The sequence below is a fragment of the Chryseobacterium shigense genome (assembly GCF_900156575.1).
GTDB lineage: Bacteria > Bacteroidota > Bacteroidia > Flavobacteriales > Weeksellaceae > Chryseobacterium > Chryseobacterium shigense.
The window spans coordinates 587,394-605,966 of record NZ_FTNY01000002.1 but is presented as its reverse complement, the minus strand read 5'-3'; the positions used below and the strand labels follow the sequence as shown (position 1 = coordinate 605,966).

Genomic DNA, 18,573 nt, shown 5'->3' with positions numbered 1-18,573 from the left:
CGACTTGTTAAGAGCAAATATCTTTAAAGCCAATCCACATTTTTCAGCAACCAACAACAAAATAAAAATGAATGCAACAAAAAATCATATCGGGAAAAATCAAGTTACCCGAAGAAAGACAACAAGAAAAGTTACATCAACAATTGGGCAGGTTCGCTCACTGGCTTCAAAAACCAAAGACCTTGAACGAAATTCGGAAAGACAAACAGAAGTCTGTACCAGTAGCAATGCTTCCAATGGTTTTCTGAAATGTAAGTTTCTACCAAAACAAGAAGAAGTGTCACATTTTCAAGGTAGCAAGAAAATACTTAACACAGAAAGGGACTTTTATAAGTCCCTTTCTAAATTTTCCAAACAGTATGGAGTAGAGCCAATGCAAACCAAAGACTTTGGTTTTCCATATAATTTGGCTTTGGCAATGTGGGATATAAAAACGAAAATGAAACAGGCTAATGCGGATTGGAATCAATTCAAACTCATACGAACTAACAAAAAGTTTCATTTTGCAAAAGAAGAACAGTTCTGCACTAATACATCACTTTATTTTATTCCCGTTGTACCACTTTTTAAAATGCTTCACGACAAAAAGTGTAAAAAGAATGCTCAACTTTTACTTTCGGTTTTTAGTTACCTTTATCATATTGCCAACGTTCCATATTATAGACAACAAGCTAGTTATCTGTATTGGATATACGAAATGCACGAAGGATGGATGGAGGAGGATGAAGCAGGAGAGGATTCACAACATTATTGCAGAGAGTTTGAAATGTCAAAGAATATAGGAGACAAAATAGAACGAAAAATTTTTAATATTAAAAATTTGGATTTTTTTGAACAGCGTTTAAAGTGTTTTAAAATCCAAAATGAATTTGACATCATTTGCCACAAAGTTGCTTCCGAAGCTTTTGCTCTTTATTCAGAATATCCAAATACAACAATTTTCAGAAATAAACCATCATCTGAAGAAAACCCGCACGATGACGATTATTCCAATAAAGCTATATCAATGGATATGTACATTTCATTTGTAGCTAACACCAAAGGCTGTTTGTACAATAATATTGAAGATAGCATTAATGCGGAGTTCAATGAATACGGAAGCATTGAAGAGCCAACTATTTACTTACCTATTAATGGAACAGAAATTCCAAAAGCGGATTTTGATTTTGAATATCGTTTATTCGCTTTAATGGAAAAATTACATCAAGTATTAACCTGTTAAAAAATTAGAATGAATAATGTAATTGACACCAACAAATATTTCGGAATACTGTACGAACCAAAATCTGCATTGGTTTTTTACGAATCTTTAGATAAAAATGAAATGTACGTTGAACATTTTGATATGGACAAAAATGGAAATCCAGTCAATGCACATCCGTTAACTGTTAATGAAGCAAAAGCGTTAGCAAAATCATTAGTCATTGATGAAGAAATCGAGAAAGCCTTTTTAAAATCTAAAGGAATCTTAGCCAATAACATTTTGCATATTAACCCAAGCCAAAAAGGTTCAGTGATTTGGTACACCAAAGCACAAGAACGACAAATGTATTTTGTGAAAAATCTGGAAATACCCAGCGGAAAAGCAAAAGTTCCTGCAATGCTATGGATTGCGGATAAAGAAACTCTTTCTGTTTTTGCATTATCAAACGATAAAAGACCAACAGAAAAAACACCATTGCATTATGCTCCATTTTTCAACGTCTATAATGACGGTGATGTTTGTATGGGAACTGTAGATATAAAAATTAAAAACTCAGCTTCGGTCGAAGAATTTATAGAACAATGGGAGAACTACTTTTTCAATTCTTATTTCAGCCATTTGGTAGGTAATCATAATCCTATTGATGGGAACTTAGTCAACCTTTGGAAAAAATTGCTTGAATCAAATGAAGCTTTTCCTGTCAAAATGTTAAAGAAAAACAATAAAACCCTCAAAAATTTATTACGATGATTGCAACAAAAATGATGGTTCATTTTGCAGACAATTCTTTGCTTAGTCCGACCAACCCAATTTCATTAAACCTAATTGGAGGAGGAGGGACAGGTTCTAAAGTTTTAACAGCTTTAATGGAAATGAATCACAGTTTGATTGAAATGGGACACGCAGGTTTGTTGGTTCGACTTTGGGACGATGATATTGTCACAAGTGCCAATATAGGCAGACAACGTTTTGCAGAATGTGAAAGAGGATTGTATAAATCCGTTGCGTTAATCAACCGCATCAATCGATGGGCAGGAACCAATTGGAAAGCCGAAACACAAAAGTTTGAAAAAGATAGTTTCGGCAGATTTTCAGAAGATGCTAAAGCAACGATTACAATGACCTGCGTAGATAATGTACAGGCAAGGTTTGGTGTTGCAGAAATTTTAAAAGAGAGAGATGATTATAAAAGTTTCAGCAATCAACCTAAATATTGGATTGATTTTGGGAATGGTAAACATACGGGGCAAGTCTTGTTATCTACTGTTGGAAGCTTAGCACAACCAAAATCCGATAGATATGAAACAAGAAGTAATCTTCCATTTATTACTGAGGAATTCGGAGAACTTCTAAACCAATCCGAGACTGAGGACGATACGCCAAGTTGTAGTCTGGCAGAAGCTTTGGCAAAACAAGATTTGTTTATCAATTCAACTTTGGCTCAAATGGGATGTTCGCTTCTTTGGAATTTGTTCTGCGATGGATTGACTGAGAACAGAGGTTTTTTTCTTAATCTAAAGAACTTCCATTCTCAAGCGATTAAATTGTAGATTTTGCTGTCCGATGAAAGTCGGGCGGCAAAAATGCAATTCCTTCCTGCGGTCAGAAACGCATTTTTGCAAAATAAGGAGCAACCCTATTTCAAAAAAATTGCCTTGTTTTGGCTTTAGATATTTTTGAAAAAAGGTTGTGAAAATTTTTTATAATTCTTGTTCGACCGTTTTTAAAACTTTGATAAGCTCGTTTAATTCGACATTATTAAATTCTGTGAAATTTTGATTTGCAAAATTCATTGGTAATTGAATGTAATTTATCCAATTCTTTGAGTTTTCTTTATACACACTTCCAAATTCAATATTACTAAAGGTTTCAAACTTGTATTTACTTCCTTGATTATTCTTAGTTTCTGACTGTTTGACTTCAATTGTTTGCAATGCTTGAATCAACTTGGATAGTTCTGGTTTTTCTATGGTTAATGTTCTTTTTGAAATATTATCATAGGTTTCAGTTTCTGACATAATTCCTAAAACGTTTTCTGTTGTATTGTCCGAAAGGTCTTTTGTGATAATCTTCTGAATATTCAGATTTTTGAATTTGGCTACATCAATTGTTTTTTTCTCTATTAATGTTCCTTTTCTTGAATTGACTTTTAAACCACCAAAAGTTGTAAGTGGATTTTTTATTACAGGTGGAGGAGATGTTTGTGCTTGTATTATTGTATAAAATATCAAAGATGATAAAATTGTTATTTTTCTCATTTATTGTTTTTTTAGAAATTTAATCCTTAACGAAAAAAATGTATAAAAAGTATGCAAAAATGCAATTCCTCCTTGGGGTCGGAAACGTATTTTTGCAGTATAAGGAGCAACCCTATTTCAAAAACATTTCCGTGCGTGAACTTTGGATGTTTTTGAAAAAAGGTTGCGGAGTATTTTATTTTTTTGAATTATTAAAATCAAGTAGAATCAAAAAATCTTGTTCAGTCATATCAGTTCCAAACAACTTTTAAATCTTTAAATTCTAGGTTTGATTTCGTTTTCTCAAATGTATTTCTCTCTGGCTGTGAGGTAGTTATAAATTTAAATATTTTGATAAATAAAGGTTCGCCTTGTATGTCTTTAAATGAAAAATTTAGTTTCAAAGGAACATTTTTGGCCAATTCAGGAAATGGTTTGCTGGATTTATACAAGTCAATTTTGTGTTCATTACCTTCAATATCCACAATACTAATATCTTCGATTGTCATTTTTTTATTCTCATCCTTGGACTCAATAAGGAAAATTATTTCAATGTTTTTCCCAGCTTTATTACCTGTAACTTTTGTGATTCTATAAGAAGAATTTTCTGTTTCTGTTTCAAGAATTGGCTTATTGATTTCAAGCACTTTTTTTAGATAATCGTTTTCAGAAGTCAAAACTTTATTGGTTGATTGCAAAGCTTCGTTTTCTTTTTTTAGAGCTTCACAGTTCGTTTGGCTAAATCCTGATATTCCGATTAAAAGTAGTGATAATGTAATTAGTTTTTTCATAAACCCTCTTTAATAATGTGTTTGTTGGATATTCAAATATACAATTATTGATTTTTATTTCTTGTTTTACAATCGAAAAAGGGTTCTAATTCTTATGCTTTTTTTCTGACTACATAGGTTGTTTTCAGTTTGCAAAAGTATAAATCCTGTTTCTGCTCAAAAAATCTTTTTGGGTTTCTAAAAAATTCTTTCCACTTCGCTTCAATAATTTTTCCAGACACTCCTAAAATCCTTCGGACAAAAAGATTTCTAAGCCTTCATTTCATTCTTCCATTCCGGTTTTGGCTGAAACTGGATTTCTATCGTCAAAAAGCAATGAAAAACAACTCAATAGTCAGAAAAAATTAAAGCACAGCAATCTGTGACTTTTCCGAAAAATAAAACAAAATACAAACATTTTTAAAATTTCAATTATGAAAAATCCAAACATTTCAGCCAATGATTTTTATGACAATTTTATGGGAACAGAATCTTATTACTCCTATCTAAAAGGATTGTTATTAACAGATGGTGTCTTTACTATAGCACAAGAAGAATCTTGCTTCTGGTTTCTTGACTGCATCGCATCCTACCAATTTTCAGAAAAATTTCAAAAAGAAGAATTCCAAGTCTGGAAAATCGAAAGAATTGAAGAGAATAGATTCAACCTTTCTGCGACTAACGGAAATGATAATGTTTTGGCTACACAAGATATTGAGTTTTCTGATTTCTTCTTTAATGAGTTTACAATCTGGAAAGAAGATAATGTTTTACTCCTACCAAGTGAACATTAATCACAAAGAACCTCACGATGTATAGGCAATCGTATTCTTTTAATTTAAAAATATTTAAAATGGGAACTTACTCGATAATATATTTGAAAAAACCAGAAAAAGCGATAGAGGTGAATAATCTTCTCAAAGAACAATATAATCTAAAGTATGAAACTTACAATGGGATAGATTATGGTCTATTCTTTTCGCAAGAGATGTTTAATGAGGACTTACGATTTATGAATGAAGATGAGGAAGGTATAACTAACTTACCACATTTTAAACGTCCTATTTCCAAAGAAACTTACTATTCTCTTCTTTTTGGTTTAGGAAATTGTTTTGGAGATATAGGAACTGTCTGCATTAAAATCTCAAGTATTTCCGACAAAGACATAGATACTATTGCGGCACTTCAAAAATTTTCAAAAACTCCAAAGTTTAAAAAGTTGATTAATTTCAGAAAATCTAAAAATCTTCAACGATTATTGCAGACTAAAATGTAATTAGTTATAATAAAGCCAATTGGGATAAATTCCAATTGGCTCTTTTTTTTGTAAAAAGTTGTCAAAAATGCAATTGCTCCTTGTGGTCGGAAACGCATTTTTGAGACGTCTGGAGCAACCCTATTTCAAAAACATTTCCGTGCAAAGACTTTAGATGCTTTCGAAAAAAGGTTGCAATCTTTTTGAAAGAATTTCTAAGATTTATTGTAATATAATTTGACCGCTAAATCAAATTCTTTTAATATTTCATCATAACTGGTTCCTAACAACTTAAACTCGGTTGCGAGCTGGGACTTATATTTAAGAATTAAATTTGATGGAATACCGTAGAATGTATTTCTAAATATCTCAGAAGCATATCTGTTTTTATCATTCATAGATAATGAATTGATTAAATATAGATGCTTTAGAAATTTAATACAAGTATTAATGACTGATTCATCACCGTGTATTGTAAACTGTAGATTCTCTAATACTAAAGGGTAGTAGTTCTCTCTACCTGCTATAAAGTCATAGAATTCGTTTTTTAAGGTGTCAAGTCCTATTCCTATTCCCAAATATTTTGACTTCAGAAGAAATCTGTAAAACTCACTGTTACATTTTTCGGGATAATAACTGAGCAAATATTTTTCTGGATTTATATAATTATAATATAGGTTTTGTTCAGATTTTATTCTTATTAAAGAACTGTCACTGCTTATCAATCTGTACTTATCATTAGATGAAAAATACATATTGTCTACCATTAAATTTGAAAAATTACCTGTGAAATTAGATTCATTTTGTTTTAATTTAGGAAGAACATTTAGCTTTTCTTCAACATAATCGATTTCACAGTTTTCATTTACCCAATCTAAAATCGATTGAAAAAAGGTAGTTCTTTTTTCATTGTAATCTTCAGGAACTGGGCTTGGTCTGACACCATCCATAGTTATCTGAACAAACATAAACGTTTTGTGAGAACCTTTTAATTCTAAAATTTTATTTTCAATATGTTCCTTTATGTAATAAGATATTTTAAACTTATGAATGAATTTGAAATCAAGTTCTTTTTCCAAGAAATAAAAAAGCATCAAAGAACTAAAATCCAATGCGAATAGAATGTCAGGACTATCTGTGATTGACCTGACTAATCTATTGGGAAGTGTAGTGAACTTACTACCAGAGTCAGTTGTTAGATGTAGATAGGCATCTATAAAATTATCTTTGAATACAGCTCTTACAACTTCCGTATATCCAATTTTCCAGCTGTAATAATTGTTTAGTGATTCTCTAATTCGTTCATTTTCTTGGGAACCACTAATGCCAAATTGCTCAATAAGCATTTTCTCAAAATCCTTAGGATTTGTAGGTGTCTGAAAAGATTCAAATCCCAGATTATTTAGCGGATTATGTGCCTCTTCATTGATTTCTCGGAATAAGTTTACAGCATCATTGAATATCTCAATAATCACTACAGAATTAATTCTATTGGTCATTGGGGAAGGTATAGACACTTGATCTCCAATTTTTTTCCCAATTAAATTCTTATGAAGTTCATTACCTGGAGAAATCTGTTCGCGAAATTTTTGATCACCAATTGTATACAACACATAGTATCCAAAACAAATCTCGTCATATCTTTCAAAAAATGAATCATATAGAGTAGATCCCACCATATAGTTTTTTCTGGCCATTGTATTACTAGGATTTTTTGCCAGGTTGTAAAGTATATCGAATCCTTTTTTTGGATTAATGTCATTTCTTCCCAAGATTCCAGAAATAAAAACTCCTACTTCTTCATCATTAAAGATCTCAGACATACTTTCAGAAATATCTTTGATTTTATCAAAATCACTAGATCTCTCAAGCGAAACTAAATAAGAATACAAATATCGTTCGTTACTTGGAAATTTAATATATAGAAATTCACTGATTGTTTTTAGCTTTGGAAAGTCATTAATTGTTAGATAAAGATTATACTCGATTTTACAAAGGTGTTCATCTACAAAACTGCTGTTTAACCTCCAAAACTCTAAAAGAGTTAGTAATTCTTTGTAACGAAACTGTTCTGAATCATTTTTATCAGAGAGTTGTTTATCAAGTAATAATATGTAAAGTCGTAGGGTGCCAGAAACTTTTGATTTGTCTAAATATGAATCCAGATATTGTATTGCTTCGTTGGTTTTCCCTATAAAATCTAAATCCTCAGCAATAAGATTTTTACAGTTAATATTTAACTCCACACTATCTTTTATGCTATTCAGGGAATTATAAACTTCTTTTTCATCATATTTCTCAATATATCTTAAATCTACAATTGTTTTTAATAAAGTCTTAATCTCGTTTGGATAAAAGTTTTTTTGCAGGGCTAAATCTAGATATTCAACATATTTGTGCTTATTTCCGATTTGCCTTTGAACATTGAAAAATGCACTGATAATGTTGAACAAATGTCGTTCATCAAGAATATCTGTCGATTCCAAATAATTTTTATACAATTCATCAATATCATCATTCTTACCAAGAAGATAAAGAACGATTGATTTGAAAAGGTAAAATTCAGAATGTAGTTCTTCTCCTGATTTTTCATATAGATTTAAACAATCCAATGCCTTTTGGTAATGCTCTTGGTGATTATAAATCTGGCATATTGCATTAGTGAAAAACCATTTAGGTTTTTCTATTTCATTGTATAAACTTTCTAATATCTGTATATCTTCAGGGCTATTGGATATTAAGTATTTTAAAAAATGGAGATAAAATTTTTGATTTTTGGTGGAATCTGCGATTTCTGAGTTTTCTAGACCAACTACATATTTCTCGATGAGGCTCAAACCACTATTCAATTCTGGAAAACGTTCAATAGAAAAATGTTTTCCGTTGATGTATCGAATAGGATGGTCATTGAAAGTTCTATTTACAAAAAGATCTATAGCAATTAAAAATGAGTCCTTGTTCTGAAAATTAATTTCTTTGTACCTCTCGAAATCAAAAGTTAGCTTAAGATTATATTGTCTCAAATCTTCTAGATAATTAAGTTTCTCGACTCTTATAATGTGATAAATTATACTGTGACGAAAACCGTAATCGTTGATTATTACATTAGGAACAGTTTTTAAAAATTGTTTGATATTACTGGACGTTATTGTCTTTACTATCCAAGCTGTAAGATTATACTCATCAATACTTAATAATTCGTCTGCTAATATTACAGCTTTTTGAGAATCTGGAATATGAAGATATTCTATGCAGGCTTTGGTTTTTAAAACTTCATCCTCTTTATTGAGATTATAAGCGTGAATGAAATCTTTTGCAGATTCTTGACTTGTAAACTCAGACAATTCTCTTTTACAAAGAGCTTTTAAGAATAATAACTTGCTTTTTGTTTTATTATCTACTGTAGTCTGGCTGTCATTTATTCTTTTTTCAAGAGCTTGAAGTAAAACAAGAGCTGTTTTGGGTTTGAAAGCCAGAATCAGGTGGTTGATTTCATCAAGCTGTTGCTTATACTCTGTAAGTAAAAGACCTAATCCATCTATAAATTGAGTAATGTTATTATAAATCTTATCACCAATCTCAACGCTTTCAGCATCGATATTTCCAGTGTTTACATTTTTATACTCCATAATCGTCGCCTATCCTAAAATTACCACCTTGAGTATTTACGTTACCTGTATTTACGTTTTTACTTTTGTGTATCGAAGTTTCTGTTTTTGGAACTCTGTTAAGAATTTCCTTTAGAAATTTGTCATTTTCAGGATTATCTTCAATAGAATTCTCAATTATTGCTTTAATGACATTTTGTCTTTCTTTGTCTTCAGGAGCATCAATTAATTCTTTAAGCGCATTTTTTGGTTCATTATTTATGAAAAATAAAGACTTTAACCAATCAATGCTTCCTTCGGTTAGTTTTTCACTTGATGTATCAACAACTTTCTCAGCACTTTTCTTAGCTAATTCAATTAAAAATGGGTATAATGCAGCAATGGCTGCTGTAGTAATTAATGGCATAGTTTAAATGTTTAAATATTAGTAGATTATCACAAGCAATGTACCAATTTGAAAAGTGTCAAATTGACAGTGTATTGTAGCGGAGTTTAACTAGTACACAACTAAAAACTTCTAATATGGCATTGTTACCTTAACCTGCATAAAATATTTGCAGCCAAAAAAATCTTATAACCTAGCATTTTATCTGCAATAAAATCATAAATATAAACCGCAATCCTGTAAAAGTAATTTACAGGTTTTGTTAAGACCTGAGTAGAAAGTTTACAGTTTCACTCCAAACCTGAACAAAAAAGTGTGTAATAAGATATCTTCATTTTATTATTTTTTTTGATTGCATAATAATGTCTTTTAAAATATTTATAATCAAATATTTATATTGTTTTTTTGTTTCTCTAAAAAACTCGTGCGTTCTTATAGCAAGATGTGTCTTTGTATATACAAACTTTTCAAGTTTGATATCCAAAGACGATCTTGCCTTTTTTGCAAAAAGGGGAAAAAACTGCGGAACTTGTTTTTTAGAGTTTCAGCTAATATTTTTTTTAAGAATAGTATTTTCTTTTTAACCATAAACTAACCCTAACCAATAAAATTAAAACAGGTACTTCCACAAGAGGGCCGATGACCCCAACAAATGCTTGTGAGGAATGGATTCCGAAAACCGCAATCGCTACGGCAATCGCTAATTCAAAATTGTTTCCTGTTGCCGTAAAAGCAATAGAAGCATTTTTGTCATAAGGGACTTTCAATGCCTTGCTAATGAAAAAGCTGATGAAGAATGTAAGAACAAAGTAAATTATTAATGGGATAGCAACTTTAACAACGTCCATTGGTAGCTCTAAAATTTTGTCTCCCTTTAAACTGAACATCAATACTATAGTAAACAGCAAAGCATACAAAGTAATAGGTGAAATAGCCGCAATGAATTTTCTATTGAACCACTCTTTTCCTTTTAATTTAATCAAGAAATAGCGGCTCAAAAATCCTGCAATAAATGGGATCCCTAAATAAATGAATACACTCTCGGCAACGTCTTTCATTGGTACAGCAACATTGAAATTACCTAAGCCTAGTTTTTGTGGTAGTACATTAATGAAAAGCCAGACATAAAAACTATAGAACACCAATTGGAAAATACTGTTTAATGCTATTAGCAGTGCTGCATATTCTCTATTACCTTTTGCTAAATCATTCCATACAATTACCATCGCAATACACCTTGCTAGACCAATCAAAATCAGACCAATCATATAGTCCGGCTCGTCTCGTAGGAAAATGATAGCTAAAACAAACATTAAAATAGGGCTGATAATCCAATTGAGTAGTAATGATACCGACATTACTTTCTTGTCTTTAAAAGCCATTGGTAAAAGAGTATAATCCACTTTTGCCAAGGGAGGGTACATCATTAAAATCAATCCTATTGCTAAAGGAATATTAGTTGTTCCGACAGACAAAGAATTTGTGACAGTAGAAATATCAGGAAAGAAATATCCTAACCCAACGCCCAAAAGCATTGCTAAAAATATCCATAAGGTAAGAAAGCGGTCGAGGAATTTTAGTTTTGGTTGCATCGTCTAATTATTGAGTTGAGCGTATTGTTCCGCTGTTAATAAATTTTCAGTTTCTCTTAGTTCTTCAATTTCAACTTTTACCATCCAGCCATTATCAAATGGATTAGAATTTACAAGCGTTGGCTCTTTTAAAAGTTGCTCGTTGGTTTCAATTATTTTCCCTGAAAGAGGCATAAATAGGTCGCTGACGGTTTTAATGGCTTCTACAGAACCAAATACTTCGTCTTGTTTAAAATTATGATTAACATTAGGTAGGTCAACATATACGATTTCTCCTAATTCCTTTTGAGCATATGCAGTAATACCGACAGTTGCAGTTTTGTTCTCAATACGAACCCAAGTATGTTCTTTAGAATAATGTAGATCTTTTGGTAGTTCCATTTTTAGATATTAAAGATTAGTAACCACATCTTAGATTTTCTGCATACTCGTTTGGAAGAGGACTTTGTTCCACTGCTTTCGCTGCCTTTTCAAAGTCATAGTCGAAGCGGATAAATTCTACACTGATGCTTTCTTTGTTCAATATAGAACTGTTTTCATCAACTGTCAACATCACGTAACCACCTCTGATATCATTGTCTTTCGGCTTCCCAACAGAACCGATATTTACTGCGTGACGAAAATGATCCTGTCCATCAATATCCGAATTTAAAACCCTGTGATATGGCTTATGGGTATGTCCAAAACACATAATGTCGGCGTCAGCTTGTTCCATAATGCGGAGCATACTTTTTTCTTCACGGTCTTCAAAAAGATATTCATTTATTTTTCTCGGACTCCCGTGTACCAAAAGCAGGTTTAGTTTGTCTTCATTCAATTGAAATTCTACTTTTATATGTGCTGGAAGTGTACGCAGGTAAGCACGTTCGTCGTCTTTCATCAAAGAATTGGTAAAAGAAATGGAAATGTTTCCGTTGTCCTTCTCAGCGTCTGTTTTGTAAGCGCAACCGCATTCATTGCTCATTCTCCCAATGCCAAAATCGTAGTTGCCAGCAATAGTTGGTATTCTTCTTTTACGGATTTCATTGACCACCTCGTTAGGCCAGATATTGTAACCTACTAAATCTCCCAAGCAATAAATGCTGTCGGGATTTCTTTTTTCAACATCTGCAAAGAATGCTTCCAATGCAGGGAGATTAGCGTGAATGTCGCTGAATAATGCAATTTTCATTTTTTATTGATTTATAATTTTTATTTTTAATCTATTCCGGTAATTTTACTCCTGCATTCCATCAAGACAGTGTCTTTCCAAACCCCATTCTTTCTTCCAATTTTTTCCCTATAGCCGACGATCCTGAAACCACATTTCTCGTGTAATCTTATGCTATTTTGGTTTTCTGCAAATATCCCGGATTGTAAAGTCCATATTTCATTTGACTCACTTTGTTTAATCAATTCATTCAACAACATTTTACCAATCCCTTTTCCTCTTGCAATTGTTGCTACATAAACACTTACTTCAGCTACGCCCGAATAAACACATCTGCTGGAGACAGGAGATAATGCAGCCCAACCAAGCAATTCGTTATTTTCATAAATACTGATCCTGCAAAAATTAAGGTGTCCTTTATCCCAATCTTCCCATATTGGCAAATCATTTTGAAAAGTGGCAATATTGGTTGCTAATCCCTGACCATAGATTTCTACCAACTCTGGAAAATTATCTTCGGTAATCGGTTTAAATTCCATTGCAATCAATTAGCAGCATCCAGAATTTGGCGTACAAGAATTGTTTTGGTTTATACCAAGTTCAATTAGATTCTTTTTTTCTTTTTCTGGTGGGATACCACAAGCGTCCTGTGCTAAACAAGCTGTAGTCTTATTTTTTAGAATAAATGTTTTCCCGTTAAATTCTAAATCATATTTACCGATTGTCTCACTTTGATATTCAACTTCAATATCAAAATCTTCGATTCCCAATTTATCTTCAGAAAGTTTGATAATGTTGAGTAATTTGTTAGGCTTCAAACGATGTTCAAAATCGTCTGCATTCCAAAGTTGAAAATTCACAACCTTCTCTGAACGGATGACACCGCCACAATCAATAAAGTTTTTATTAATCATTCCTACTTCCGTAACGTGAAAATGTTCCGGAACAAAAGCTCCATTTTCTAATTGGAATTCAACATTTTCTAATGTTGGTAAAATTTGTTTTACTTCTGATAATTTCATAATTGAATCTTTATAGTTTAAATGCAATATTGCGATATATTTAGGTAAAAAAATACTTAACAGCATTTTGATTTGGTAACAGTTTGTACTATTGCGGAAAAATAAGTGTTTAGAATTTCGATAGTCTTTTCGTCTATACAATAGCAGATAGCATTTCCGGAAATGTTACCTTTTATAATCCCTGCGTTTTTCAGTTCTTTCAGATGCTGAGAGACGGTTGGTTGAGCTAAGGGCAATTCGTTCACGATATCTCCACAGATACACTCATTGACTTTCATCAAATACTCAATAATCGCTATTCGCGCAGGATGTCCTAATGCTTTTGCGATTGTTGCAATCTGATTTTGCTTGTCTGTAAAATGTTCTGTTTTAGTAGCTCCCATAATTGTACTGTTTAATATTGCAATATTACGATTAATATTTAAGTATAAAAAATGATTTATCTTTTTTCTTCACTCACTTGTAAGATAGTTTTTTCTAAAAGTAAAACATAAATCAAAATTTAATACTTTTGTAAAGTGAAAATTTTAAGACTTATATTGACATTCTATTTCATCGCATTATTGGTAATGCCGTGTAGTGATATCAATGCACAGTCTTTATCAAATCATTCTGCCAAAACTTCGATGCAGGCGGAGGATACTCATTCTGACGAAAGTGATGATACCTGTTCTCCTTTCTGTTTTTGTAGCTGTTGCCAAATCACGGTTATTGCATTTAAGGTTGAACCTTTATTAGAAATTCCAACAAAGATTTCCTTCTATCTTTCAGAAAAGATTCTTTTTCACAAGAATAACATTGCCTATCAGGTTTATGACCACATTTGGCAACCTCCCAAAATTTAATTTTTTACCGAGATTTTTTGCAAGACACTGCAATTGATGCATTGTCTTCAATATTATGTTTGCTGCAATTTTAATGATATTCGGACAGGTTCTGCTCATTATTCAACAGCAATTTCTATAAAAAATTAAATTAAATTCTGTGTTAGATAAAATCATAAAATTTAGCATCAAGAACAAGATTGTCATTGGCGTAATGACCTTGTTGTTGATTATATGGGGCTCGTGGAGTGCAACGAGATTACCCATTGATGCTGTACCGGATATTACCAACAATCAGGTTCAGATCATTACAGTTTGCCCGACATTGGCGGGACAAGAAGTAGAGCAGCTGGTAACGTTCCCAATTGAACAGAGCATTGCCAATATTCCCAATATCGAAGAAACCCGAAGTATATCAAGATTCGGTCTATCGGTTATTACCGTTGTATTTAAGGAAAATGTTGATGTCTATTTTGCACGTCAACTCATAACTGAAAAACTGAAGGAAGCTTCCGAAGAAATCCCGAAAGGCGTTGGAACGCCTGAGCTTTCGCCAGTCAGCACTGGTTTAGGGGAAGTGTACCAGTATATTCTCCATCCGAAAAAAGGTAGCGAGAAAAAGTATTCCTCCAAAGAACTGCGAACAATGCAGGATTGGATCGTAAGAAGACAGCTGAACGGAACTCCCGGTGTTGCAGAAGTCAATAGTTTTGGAGGAGAACTGAAACAGTATGAAGTAGCTGTCGATCCCAACCGTCTTAGGGCAATGGGAATCAGCATCACAGACCTTTTCACCGCTTTAGAAAAGAACAATCAGAATACAGGAGGGGCTTATATTGATAAAAAACCAAATGCCTATTTCATTCGTGGAATCGGCGTCGTAACTTCGCTTGAGGATATTAGAAATATTGCCATTGATAATAAAACTGGCAGTGTTCCCATCTTTGTCAAAGATGTTGCGGAAGTCCGTCTCGGCAGTGCAGTTCGCTATGGAGCAATGACCTATAATGGTCAGGTAGATGCTGTTGGTGGTATTGTTATGATGCTGAAAGGAGCAAACAGTAATGAAGTTGTCAATTTAATTAAGGATAAAATTCCGACGATCCAGAAGTCACTCCCAAATGATGTGATTATAGAGCCGTTCCTGGACCGTACAGATCTTGTTGGAAGAGCAATTAATACGGTTGAGAAAAATCTTATTGAAGGTGCACTCATCGTAATTTTTGTACTGGTCGTATTCTTAGGAAATTTCAGAGCAGGATTGATTGTTGCCTCTGCAATCCCACTATCACTCCTTTTTGCATTAGGGATGATGAATGTTTTCGGAGTCAGTGCCAACTTGATGAGTTTAGGCGCGATAGATTTTGGATTGATCGTTGATGGTGCCGTGATCATCGTGGAGGCTACACTCCATCATTTGGGACTTAGAAAATCTACTCAAAGACTGACACAGTCAGAGATGGATGAAGAAGTTTTCCTTTCCGCTTCTAAAATCAGAAACAGTGCTGCATTTGGGGAAATTATTATCTTGATCGTTTATATTCCTATTCTAACTTTGGTGGGTGTTGAAGGTAAGATGTTCACGCCAATGGCAAAAACAGTTGGCTTTGCAATTTTAGGAGCTTTGATACTATCGTTGACCTATATTCCTATGATGAGCGCCTTGTTCTTATCTAAAAAGATTTCGACAAAAGCAAGTTTCTCTGATAAGTTGATGGATAAACTGCAAGGTATCTACCAGCCAATATTGCAAAAAGCGGTAAAAATTAAAGGAGTGATTGTTTCAGTGACTATTGCTTTATTCGCATTGAGCCTAATTATTTTTAGCAGGATGGGAGGAGAATTCATCCCGCAATTACAGGAAGGAGATTTTGCTTTTCACTGCATATTGCCGCAGGGAAGTTCACTGTCGCAAAGTATTGAAACGTCTATGCAGGCATCCCGAATCATCAAAGGTTTTGATGAAGTGAAAATGGTAGTGGGAAAAACAGGGGCTGCCGAAGTTCCCACTGACCCAATGCCTCCGGAAGCGACTGATCTGATCATTGTTTTAAAGCCACAGGATGAGTGGAAGAGTAAAAAGTCTTATGATGAGCTGGCAGATGAAATTTCAGAAAAATTAGAATTGATTCCCGGTGTATTTTTCGAGAAGAACCAGCCTATACAAATGCGCTTTAATGAACTAATGACTGGAATCCGTCAGGATGTGGCGGTGAAAATCTTTGGTGAAAATTTGGATTCCCTTACAATTTACGCAGATCAGGTCGGTAAAGTCATTCAATCTGTTGATGGGGTTACTGCTCCACAAATTGAACGCATCAGCGGGCTACCACAGATCAATGTAGAGTATGACCGCACAAGAATGGCAAACTATGGGTTGAGTATTGAGGATGTTAACAATACTTTAAGTACAGCTTTTGCAGGTAAATCTGCTGGTCAGGTTTTTGAGAACGAAAGACGTTTTGACCTGGTTGTCAGACTCGACAGTCTTCACCGAACCAATATCGATGACGTCAATAATTTGATGATCTCAACTGGTACCGGAAACCAGATCCCACTTTCCCAGGTAGCGAATATCAGCTATAAACTAGGCCCATCTCAGATCAGCCGTGATGAAGGGAAACGTAGAATTGTGATTGGATTTAATGTGAAAGACCGTGATGTTGAAAGTGTAGTAAAAGATATTCAAACTAAGTTGGATAAGCAAGTAAAATTACCTTCAGGGTATTACTTTACTTATGGCGGTCAGTTTGAAAATCTCCAAGCCGCAAGCAAAAGACTGATGATTGCGGTTCCGGTTTCTTTACTCCTGATATTTTTTTTGTTATACTTCACATTCCGCTCATTTAAGCAGGCTGCATTAATTTTTACTGCGATACCGATGAGTGCAATTGGCGGAATTTTCGCATTATTGATAAGAGATATGCCATTTAGTATCAGCGCTGGGATTGGTTTTATCGCTTTGTTTGGCGTTGCCGTTCTTAATGGGATTGTTCTTATCGGAACCTTCAATCAATTGGAAAAAGATGGCGAAACCGATATTCTCAAACGTGTTTTTGAAGGAACCAAAACAAGACTTCGACCAGTCTTAATGACCGCAGCCGTAGCTTCATTTGGTTTTCTTCCGATGGCCATTTCAACAGGAGCCGGAGCGGAAGTTCAGAAACCGTTGGCAACAGTGGTTATAGGTGGCTTGATCACTGCGACTTTCTTGACGTTATTTGTTTTGCCAATGTTGTACATTATTTTCAATACAAAATTCAGAAAGAATCATTTTAAAATGAAATCTTTGACAACGATTGTCGTTGTAGGATTTTTACTTGTAGGGCAAACTTTAAATGCTCAAAATATAAAAACATTATCGGTGGAGCAGGCGACAGAAATGGCTTTGAGTAATAATTATTCAGTAAAAACGAAGGATCTGGATATTAAAGTTTCTGAAGCCTTAAAACCTACAGCCAATGAACTTCCAAAAATGAATTTTAGTGCGCAGCTTGGACAATACAACAGTCCGAAGTTTGACCAGTCGTTTTCCATTTCTCAAAGTATTCCTTTCCCGACTTTGTTTAAGGCAAGAAAGGAACTTATTGCTCAGGAAATCAAAGGGAAACAGATCAGCAGAGAACTAACTGTTAATGAGCTTGCAAAACAGGTCAGAACGTATTTTTATCAGATTGAATATTTACACTACAATCAGAAGAAACTAATGAAACTCGATAGTCTGTATCAGGATTTTATCAGGATTGCAACCGTCAGATTTAATGCAGGTGACATCAAGAAGATAGAAATCAGTACAGCGGAAACGCAGAAAGGTGAGATCAATCTATTATTAAATCAGAATAAAATCTATCTTGATAATGCTTACAAAAATTTGAAAACGCTTTTAAATACAGATGATCAAATCGAGATTCCGCTTAGTGAAAATTATCAGCCACTGAAATTTGAATATATATTGGACAGCACTACAATTGCCAATCATCCAACCGTCAAAGCATTCTATCAGGAAATGGAAATTGCCGAGAAAAATAAAAATGTAGAAAAATCCCAGGGCTTACCTGAATTCAGTTTGGGTTATACGAATCAATCGATCATTGGTTTTCATACCGTGAATGGGCAGGAAAAATATTACAATGCAGGGAACCGTTTTAACGTTGCCAACATTGGGATATCAATACCGTTGACGTTTGGAGCAACCAAAGCAAGAATTCAGTCCTTGGATTATCAAAAGCAAATGGCAAAATCCAATGCGAAACTTCAGCAAAAACAATTGTCCGCCCAACTTGAAAACGTATTGAACCAATACAAACAGGATATTCTGCAATATGAATATTATGTCGGTCAGGCTTTGCCAAATGCCGAAAAAATTGTGAAAGCTGGTCAGCTCGGTTATAAAACAGGAGAAATCTCCTACGTTGAATACCTTTTTGCATTGCAGACCGCAACCAATATTCAGCTCAAATATCTGGAATCAATTCAGCTGGTCAATCAGTCTGTGATCAACATTAACTCTTTAATAAATAAATAAT

At 33.6% G+C, this 18,573-nt stretch carries 17 protein-coding genes; 7 read left to right on the top strand and 10 right to left on the bottom strand.

Annotated features, from left to right (window positions below):
• Positions 1 to 4: 4 nt before the first annotated feature.
• From BW964_RS08125 to BW964_RS08115, 3 genes are read left to right on the top strand one after another with little or no spacing between them, the layout of a single operon-like run.
• Positions 5 to 1,222 carry a hypothetical protein gene (locus BW964_RS08125; RefSeq protein WP_228431947.1) on the top strand — a complete coding sequence of 406 codons (1,218 nt, stop codon included), beginning with the start codon at positions 5 to 7 and terminating at the stop codon, positions 1,220 to 1,222.
• Between the two features lie 9 nt (positions 1,223 to 1,231).
• On the top strand, positions 1,232 to 1,954 hold the full coding sequence (locus BW964_RS08120; protein WP_076506289.1) for a PRTRC system protein B: 723 nt from the start codon (positions 1,232 to 1,234) through the stop codon (positions 1,952 to 1,954).
• Complete coding sequence (locus BW964_RS08115; protein WP_076506287.1) at positions 1,951 to 2,754, top strand: PRTRC system ThiF family protein; 804 nt, start codon at positions 1,951 to 1,953, stop codon at positions 2,752 to 2,754. The genes BW964_RS08120 and BW964_RS08115 overlap by 4 nt, the downstream gene beginning before the upstream one ends.
• A 150-nt stretch (positions 2,755 to 2,904) precedes the next feature.
• Here BW964_RS08115 and BW964_RS08110 read toward each other — a convergent pair whose 3' ends face one another.
• Together BW964_RS08110 and BW964_RS08105 are read right to left on the bottom strand one after the other, a co-directional pair.
• Positions 2,905 to 3,462 (bottom strand): hypothetical protein, encoded by a 558-nt coding sequence (locus tag BW964_RS08110; RefSeq protein ID WP_076506286.1) that lies wholly within the window; start codon positions 3,460 to 3,462, stop codon positions 2,905 to 2,907.
• Between the two features lie 230 nt (positions 3,463 to 3,692).
• Positions 3,693 to 4,232, bottom strand: coding sequence for a transposase (locus BW964_RS08105; protein ID WP_076506284.1), 540 nt, complete (start codon positions 4,230 to 4,232; stop codon positions 3,693 to 3,695).
• A 413-nt stretch (positions 4,233 to 4,645) separates the two neighbouring features.
• Here BW964_RS08105 and BW964_RS08100 point away from each other — a divergent pair, with 413 nt between their 5' ends.
• Together BW964_RS08100 and BW964_RS08095 are read left to right on the top strand one after the other, a co-directional pair.
• A complete protein-coding gene (locus BW964_RS08100) occupies positions 4,646 to 5,005 on the top strand; it encodes a DUF6876 family protein (protein ID WP_076506282.1) in 360 nt (119 codons plus the stop codon).
• A 59-nt stretch (positions 5,006 to 5,064) separates the two neighbouring features.
• Positions 5,065 to 5,487, top strand: a complete 423-nt coding sequence (locus BW964_RS08095; protein ID WP_076506280.1) for a hypothetical protein — start codon at positions 5,065 to 5,067, stop codon at positions 5,485 to 5,487.
• A 194-nt stretch (positions 5,488 to 5,681) separates the two neighbouring features.
• Here the strand turns inward: BW964_RS08095 and BW964_RS08090 are convergent, their stop codons facing one another.
• From BW964_RS08090 to BW964_RS08055, 8 genes are all read right to left on the bottom strand, one after another.
• The gene (locus BW964_RS08090) at positions 5,682 to 9,095 is read right to left on the bottom strand and encodes a hypothetical protein (protein WP_076506278.1); all 3,414 of its coding nucleotides are present in this window, start codon (positions 9,093 to 9,095) and stop codon (positions 5,682 to 5,684) included.
• Positions 9,085 to 9,480, bottom strand: coding sequence for a hypothetical protein (locus BW964_RS08085; RefSeq protein WP_076506276.1), 396 nt, complete (start codon positions 9,478 to 9,480; stop codon positions 9,085 to 9,087). The genes BW964_RS08090 and BW964_RS08085 overlap by 11 nt, the downstream gene beginning before the upstream one ends.
• Before the next feature lie 539 nt (positions 9,481 to 10,019).
• Complete coding sequence (gene arsB / locus BW964_RS08080) at positions 10,020 to 11,051, bottom strand: ACR3 family arsenite efflux transporter (protein WP_076506275.1); 1,032 nt, start codon at positions 11,049 to 11,051, stop codon at positions 10,020 to 10,022.
• Positions 11,052 to 11,054: 3 nt separating this feature from the next.
• Positions 11,055 to 11,432 carry a glycine cleavage system protein GcvH gene (gene gcvH / locus BW964_RS08075; RefSeq protein WP_076506273.1) on the bottom strand — a complete coding sequence of 126 codons (378 nt, stop codon included), beginning with the start codon at positions 11,430 to 11,432 and terminating at the stop codon, positions 11,055 to 11,057.
• A 16-nt stretch (positions 11,433 to 11,448) separates the two neighbouring features.
• Positions 11,449 to 12,222: a metallophosphoesterase family protein gene (locus BW964_RS08070; protein WP_076506271.1), complete on the bottom strand. Its 774-nt coding sequence runs from the start codon at positions 12,220 to 12,222 to the stop codon at positions 11,449 to 11,451.
• Between the two features lie 26 nt (positions 12,223 to 12,248).
• A complete protein-coding gene (locus BW964_RS08065; protein WP_076506270.1) occupies positions 12,249 to 12,740 on the bottom strand; it encodes a GNAT family N-acetyltransferase in 492 nt (163 codons plus the stop codon).
• Positions 12,741 to 12,749: 9 nt separating this feature from the next.
• Positions 12,750 to 13,223, bottom strand: coding sequence for a DUF6428 family protein (locus BW964_RS08060; protein WP_076506741.1), 474 nt, complete (start codon positions 13,221 to 13,223; stop codon positions 12,750 to 12,752).
• Between the two features lie 56 nt (positions 13,224 to 13,279).
• Positions 13,280 to 13,606 (bottom strand): ArsR/SmtB family transcription factor, encoded by a 327-nt coding sequence (locus BW964_RS08055; RefSeq protein ID WP_002981116.1) that lies wholly within the window; start codon positions 13,604 to 13,606, stop codon positions 13,280 to 13,282.
• 135 nt (positions 13,607 to 13,741) lie between these two features.
• Between BW964_RS08055 and BW964_RS08050 the strand changes: the two genes are divergently transcribed.
• The gene (locus BW964_RS08050; RefSeq protein ID WP_076506268.1) at positions 13,742 to 14,068 is read left to right on the top strand and encodes a DUF6660 family protein; all 327 of its coding nucleotides are present in this window, start codon (positions 13,742 to 13,744) and stop codon (positions 14,066 to 14,068) included.
• 139 nt (positions 14,069 to 14,207) lie between these two features.
• Positions 14,208 to 18,572 carry a CusA/CzcA family heavy metal efflux RND transporter gene (locus BW964_RS08045; RefSeq protein ID WP_076506265.1) on the top strand — a complete coding sequence of 1,455 codons (4,365 nt, stop codon included), beginning with the start codon at positions 14,208 to 14,210 and terminating at the stop codon, positions 18,570 to 18,572.
• Position 18,573: the final 1 nt, after the last annotated feature.